Source organism: Streptomyces flavofungini (assembly GCF_041028215.1).
Taxonomy (GTDB): domain Bacteria; phylum Actinomycetota; class Actinomycetes; order Streptomycetales; family Streptomycetaceae; genus Streptomyces; species Streptomyces flavofungini_B.
On record NZ_JASKYR010000753.1, the window covers coordinates 1 to 3,238 of the forward strand.

The window sequence follows — 3,238 nt, forward strand, 5'->3', positions numbered from 1 at the left end:
TCGTAGGATGGTGATCACTTGCCGGGCGCGGCAGATCACCCCCGGGGGGGGGGGGGGGGGGGGGGGGGGGGGGGGGGGGGGGGGGGGGGGGGGGGGGGGGGGGGGGGGGGGGGGGGGGGGGGGGGGGGGGGGGGGGGGGGGGGGGGGGGGGGGGGGGGGGGGGGGGGGGGGGGGGGGGGGGGGGGGGGGGGGGGGGGGGGGGGGGGGGGGTGTGGAGGGGCGGGTAGGTGCTGCTCCGACGCGGGGCCATGTGGCGTTCGTAGGATGGTGATCACTTGCCGGGCGCGGCAGATCACCCCCAGACCGGAGGTCCCCGTGGAGAAGCGCAGCGTTACCGTTGTCACTGGTGGTAGTCGTGGTATCGGGGCGGCCGTCAGCGTGCGGCTTGCTGGGGACGGGCATGATGTCGTCGTCGGGTACCGGTCCGACGAGGGCGCCGCCGAGAAGGTCGCCGAGGCGGTGCGCGCCGCGGGGCGGCGTGGTGTCGCCGTCCGGGTGGACACCGCCGACGAGGCGGACGTGGAGCGGCTCTTCGACACCGCCGCCGAGCGGCTCGGACCGGTCACCGGCCTGGTCAACAACGCCGGGGTGAGCGGCCCCGTCGGCCCCCTCGCCGAGGCCGGTGCCGAGGGGATGCGCCGGGCCCTTGAGGTCAACGTCCTCGGCTACCTGCTGTGCGCCCGGCGCGCGGTACGGGACATGACGGCGCACGGCGGCGGCGCCATCGTGAACATCTCCTCCGTGGCCGCCACACTCGGCGGCCCCGGCGAGTACGTCCACTACGCCGCGGCGAAGGGCGCCGTCGACACCCTGACGGTCGGCCTGTCCAAGGAGGTCGCCGCCGACGGCATCCGCGTCAACGCCGTCGCCCCCGGCGTCATCTGGACGGAGTTCCACGCGGACCCCGAGCGCCCCGCGAAGCTCGCCTCCGGCATCCCCATGGGCCGCTCGGGCCAGCCGGCGGAGATCGCGGGCGCCGTCTCCTGGCTGCTCTCGGACGACGCCTCGTACACGACCGGCACGATCCTCAAGGTCTCCGGCGGGCGATGAGCACGATCACGCGGCAGGCCGGAACTTCCGTACGCTGAACCGATGATCGGTGAACAGGACTCGCTCGCCCCGGATGTGCTCATACGCCCCGTCGTCCTCGACGACGCCCCCGCGCTCGCCCGTGCCTACCTGCGCAACCGGGCCCACCTCGACCCCTGGGACCCCGAGCGGCCCGCGTCCTTCTACACCGAGGAAGGGCAGGCCGAGCGGGTGCGCGGGCAGCTCGCCGACCGGGAGGCGGGGCGCTCCGCGCACTGGGTGCTCGTGAGCGGGGACGAGATCGTGGGGCACGCCGCCGTGTCCCACATCGTGCTCGGCCCGGCCCGCAGCGGAAACCTCGGCTACTGGATCGACGCCGGACAGCAGGGCCGCGGCCTCGCCTCCGCCACCACGCGGTACGTCTGCGACGAGGCGGACCGCACCCTCGGCCTGCACCGCGTGGAGGCGGGCACGCTGCTGCACAACACCGCCTCGCAGCGCGTCCTGCTCAAGTGCGGGTTCGAGGAGTACGGGGTCGCGCCGGGGTTCCTGTACATCAAGGGTGCCTGGCGCGACCACCGGCTCTTCCAGCGGATTCTCCACGACCGCCCGCTCTAGCCGGTCTAACCGCTCCAGCCGGTCTCAGACGATGTTCTCCGCGACCTCCGCCTGCTCGCGGTCCGATCCGTACGCCTGCGGCGTGCTGTAGGAGCGGCGGGCCACGAACCACCACACCGTGGCCAGGATCAGCACCACGGCGAGGGCGATCGAGGCGTAGTTCATCGAGTCGACCGTGACCGGCGAGGCCTGCGGCAGGCAGAACAGGACCGTCACGAAGGCGACCCAGATGACCGCGATCCAGCCGACCGGCTTGCTCCAGCGGCCGAGGTTCCAGGGCCCCTGCTCGAAGCGGTCGCCCGCGCGCAGCCGCAGGAAGATCGGGATGGCGTAGGCGGGCGTGATGCCGATGACGTTGATGGCGGTCACGGCCGTGTACGCGGTCGTGGAGTACAGGGACGGCAGCGCGATCACCGCGGCCAGGCCCACCGAGAGCCACACCGCGGGCACCGGCACCTGCGTGCGCGAGCTCACCTTGCGCCAGATCGCCGAGCCGGGCAGCGCGTTGTCCCGGCTGAAGGCGAACACCATGCGGCTGGCGGCCGCGGTCTCGGCGTTGCCGCAGAAGAGCTGGGCGACGATCACGATGAGCAGCAGCGCGGTGGCCCCGGACTCGCCGATCGCGTCGATCATGATCTGGGCGGGCGGCACCCCGGTGTCGGTCTCCTGCGTGCCCGTGTAGTCCTGGATGGCGAAGGTCAGCCCCGCGAGCAGGACGAAACCGGCGATCCACGACGCCCAGATGGCGCGCACGATGCCGCGGGCGGCGGACACGGAGGCGTTGGAGGTCTCCTCCGACAGGTGCGCGGAGGCGTCGTAGCCGCAGAAGGTGTACTGCGCGAGGAGCAGACCGATCGCCGTCACGTAGAGCGGGTTGTCCCAGCCGGTGTGGTTGACGAATTCGCCGAAGACGAACGACGGCGACTGGTGGTGGTCCGGCACGATCGCGAGGACGCCCACGATGATGGTGACACCCGCGACGTGCCACCACACGCTGATCGAGTTGAGGAGGCTGACCAGCTTGACGTTGAAGAGGTTGAGCACGGCGTGCAGGAGCAGGATGCAGAGGAAGATCAGGAAGGTCTTCTCCGGCGTCGGCGTGAAGCCGAACTTCAGGTTCAGGAACGCCCCGGTGAACAGCGCGGCGCCGTAGTCGATGCCCGCGATGGCGCCGAGCAGCCCGAGCAGGTTGAGCCAGCCCGTGTACCAGCCCCAGCGGCGTCCGCCGAGCCGGTCGGCCATGTAGTACAGGGCGCCCGACGTCGGATAGGCGCTGGTGACCTCGGCGAGCGCGAGGCCCACGAAGAGGACCATCAGGCCGACACCGGCCCATCCCCAGAGCATGACGGCCGGGCCGCCGGTGCCGAGGCCGAACCCGTACAGGGTCATGCAGCCGGACAGGATGGAGATGACGGAGAAGCTGATGGCGAAGTTGCCGAACCCGCCCATGCGGCGGGCGAGTACGGGCTGGTAGCCGAGGTCTCTCAGTCTCTGTTCCTCGTCCTGGCGTGGCGCCGGGACGGAGGCCGACGACCAGGTGGTGCGCGACACGGGTGTACCTCCGGGGATGAGCGGTGGGCGGGGATGCGTG

3 protein-coding genes are annotated in these 3,238 nt (G+C 72.3%); 2 read left to right on the forward strand and 1 reads right to left on the reverse strand.

Features of this window, described 5'->3' with window-relative positions; translation table 11 throughout:
* The first annotated feature begins 264 nt into the window (after positions 1 to 264).
* Both AB8Z36_RS33790 and AB8Z36_RS33795 read left to right on the forward strand, forming a co-directional pair.
* Positions 265 to 1,050, forward strand: a complete 786-nt coding sequence (locus AB8Z36_RS33790; protein ID WP_369217205.1) for an SDR family NAD(P)-dependent oxidoreductase — start codon at positions 265 to 267, stop codon at positions 1,048 to 1,050.
* 42 nt (positions 1,051 to 1,092) lie between these two features.
* Positions 1,093 to 1,647, forward strand: a complete 555-nt coding sequence (locus tag AB8Z36_RS33795) for a GNAT family N-acetyltransferase (protein ID WP_369217206.1) — start codon at positions 1,093 to 1,095, stop codon at positions 1,645 to 1,647.
* A gap of 24 nt (positions 1,648 to 1,671) precedes the next feature.
* On the opposite strand, the gene AB8Z36_RS33800 is transcribed toward AB8Z36_RS33795, so the two are convergent.
* Positions 1,672 to 3,198 (reverse strand): amino acid permease, encoded by a 1,527-nt coding sequence (locus AB8Z36_RS33800; RefSeq protein ID WP_369217207.1) that lies wholly within the window; start codon positions 3,196 to 3,198, stop codon positions 1,672 to 1,674.
* Positions 3,199 to 3,238: the final 40 nt, after the last annotated feature.